The sequence below is a fragment of the Enterobacter sp. PL_is514 genome, assembly GCF_055816715.1.
The window spans coordinates 1-3,143 of sequence record NZ_JBVPGN010000017.1 but is presented as its reverse complement, the minus strand read 5'-3'; the positions used below and the strand labels follow the sequence as shown (position 1 = coordinate 3,143).

General features: G+C 53.0%; 2 rRNA genes. Both read left to right on the top strand.

The annotated features are described in order from the left end of the window. Nucleotides 1–25 precede the first annotated feature (25 nt). Nucleotides 26–2,929: ribosomal RNA gene (locus AC0TNG_RS00290) — 23S ribosomal RNA — on the top strand. Between the two features lie 72 nt (nucleotides 2,930–3,001). Beyond that, nucleotides 3,002–3,117: ribosomal RNA gene (rrf, locus tag AC0TNG_RS00285) — 5S ribosomal RNA — on the top strand. Nucleotides 3,118–3,143: the final 26 nt, after the last annotated feature.

Here is a 3,143-nt window from a genome sequence, read left to right as displayed (position 1 = left end):
GAAGTGAAACATCTTCGGGTTGTGAGGTTAAGCGACTAAGCGTACACGGTGGATGCCCTGGCAGTCAGAGGCGATGAAGGACGTGCTAATCTGCGAAAAGCGCCGGCGAGGTGATATGAACCTTTGACCCGGCGATGTCCGAATGGGGAAACCCAGTGTGATTCGTCACACTATCGTTAACTGAATACATAGGTTAACGAGGCGAACCGGGGGAACTGAAACATCTAAGTACCCCGAGGAAAAGAAATCAACCGAGATTCCCCCAGTAGCGGCGAGCGAACGGGGAGCAGCCCAGAGTCTGAATCAGCTTGTGTGTTAGTGGAAGCGTCTGGAAAGTCGCACGGTACAGGGTGACAGTCCCGTACACGAAAGCACACAGGTTGTGAACTCGAAGAGTAGGGCGGGACACGTGGTATCCTGTCTGAATATGGGGGGACCATCCTCCAAGGCTAAATACTCCTGACTGACCGATAGTGAACCAGTACCGTGAGGGAAAGGCGAAAAGAACCCCGGCGAGGGGAGTGAAAAAGAACCTGAAACCGTGTACGTACAAGCAGTGGGAGCACCTTCGTGGTGTGACTGCGTACCTTTTGTATAATGGGTCAGCGACTTATATTCTGTAGCAAGGTTAACCGTATAGGGGAGCCGAAGGGAAACCGAGTCTTAACTGGGCGTTAAGTTGCAGGGTATAGACCCGAAACCCGGTGATCTAGCCATGGGCAGGTTGAAGGTTGGGTAACACTAACTGGAGGACCGAACCGACTAATGTTGAAAAATTAGCGGATGACTTGTGGCTGGGGGTGAAAGGCCAATCAAACCGGGAGATAGCTGGTTCTCCCCGAAAGCTATTTAGGTAGCGCCTCGTGAACTCATCTTCGGGGGTAGAGCACTGTTTCGGCTAGGGGGCCATCCCGGCTTACCAACCCGATGCAAACTACGAATACCGAAGAATGTTATCACGGGAGACACACGGCGGGTGCTAACGTCCGTCGTGAAGAGGGAAACAACCCAGACCGCCAGCTAAGGTCCCAAAGTCATGGTTAAGTGGGAAACGATGTGGGAAGGCACAGACAGCCAGGATGTTGGCTTAGAAGCAGCCATCATTTAAAGAAAGCGTAATAGCTCACTGGTCGAGTCGGCCTGCGCGGAAGATGTAACGGGGCTAAACCATGCACCGAAGCTGCGGCAGCGACACTATGTGTTGTTGGGTAGGGGAGCGTTCTGTAAGCCGTTGAAGGTGTGCTGTGAGGCATGCTGGAGGTATCAGAAGTGCGAATGCTGACATAAGTAACGATAAAGCGGGTGAAAAGCCCGCTCGCCGGAAGACCAAGGGTTCCTGTCCAACGTTAATCGGGGCAGGGTGAGTCGACCCCTAAGGCGAGGCCGAAAGGCGTAGTCGATGGGAAACAGGTTAATATTCCTGTACTTGGTGTTACTGCGAAGGGGGGACGGAGAAGGCTATGTTAGCCGGGCGACGGTTGTCCCGGTTTAAGCATGTAGGCGGAGGTTCCAGGTAAATCCGGTACCTTTTAACGCTGAGGTGTGATGACGAGGCACTACGGTGCTGAAGTAACAAATGCCCTGCTTCCAGGAAAAGCCTCTAAGCATCAGGTAACACGAAATCGTACCCCAAACCGACACAGGTGGTCAGGTAGAGAATACCAAGGCGCTTGAGAGAACTCGGGTGAAGGAACTAGGCAAAATGGTGCCGTAACTTCGGGAGAAGGCACGCTGATATGTAGGTGAAGCCCCTGCGGGTGGAGCTGAAATCAGTCGAAGATACCAGCTGGCTGCAACTGTTTATTAAAAACACAGCACTGTGCAAACACGAAAGTGGACGTATACGGTGTGACGCCTGCCCGGTGCCGGAAGGTTAATTGATGGGGTTAGCGGCAACGCGAAGCTCTTGATCGAAGCCCCGGTAAACGGCGGCCGTAACTATAACGGTCCTAAGGTAGCGAAATTCCTTGTCGGGTAAGTTCCGACCTGCACGAATGGCGTAATGATGGCCAGGCTGTCTCCACCCGAGACTCAGTGAAATTGAACTCGCTGTGAAGATGCAGTGTACCCGCGGCAAGACGGAAAGACCCCGTGAACCTTTACTATAGCTTGACACTGAACACTGGTCCTTGATGTGTAGGATAGGTGGGAGGCTTTGAAGCGTGGACGCCAGTCTGCGTGGAGCCGACCTTGAAATACCACCCTTTAATGGCTGGTGTTCTAACGTAGACCCGTAATCCGGGTTGCGGACAGTGTCTGGTGGGTAGTTTGACTGGGGCGGTCTCCTCCCAAAGAGTAACGGAGGAGCACGAAGGTTAGCTAATCCTGGTCGGACATCAGGAGGTTAGTGCAATGGCATAAGCTAGCTTGACTGCGAGAGTGACGGCTCGAGCAGGTGCGAAAGCAGGTCATAGTGATCCGGTGGTTCTGAATGGAAGGGCCATCGCTCAACGGATAAAAGGTACTCCGGGGATAACAGGCTGATACCGCCCAAGAGTTCATATCGACGGCGGTGTTTGGCACCTCGATGTCGGCTCATCACATCCTGGGGCTGAAGTAGGTCCCAAGGGTATGGCTGTTCGCCATTTAAAGTGGTACGCGAGCTGGGTTTAGAACGTCGTGAGACAGTTCGGTCCCTATCTGCCGTGGGCGCTGGAGAATTGAGGGGGGCTGCTCCTAGTACGAGAGGACCGGAGTGGACGCATCACTGGTGTTCGGGTTGTCATGCCAATGGCACTGCCCGGTAGCTAAATGCGGAAAAGATAAGTGCTGAAAGCATCTAAGCACGAAACTTGCCCCGAGATGAGTTCTCCCTGAGACTTTAAGTCTCCTGAAGGAACGTTAAAGACTATGACGTTGATAGGTCGGGTGTGTAAGCGCAGCGATGCGTTGAGCTAACCGATACTAATGAACCGTGAGGCTTAACCTTACAACGCCGAAGATGTTTTGGCGAAGAGACGAACAATCAAAATTCAGCCTTGATACAGATTAACAGAATTTGCCTGGCGGCTTTAGCGCGGTGGTCCCACCTGACCCCATGCCGAACTCAGAAGTGAAACGCCGTAGCGCCGATGGTAGTGTGGGGTCTCCCCATGTGAGAGTAGGGAACTGCCAGACATCAAATAAGTGAGAAGGCCATCCGA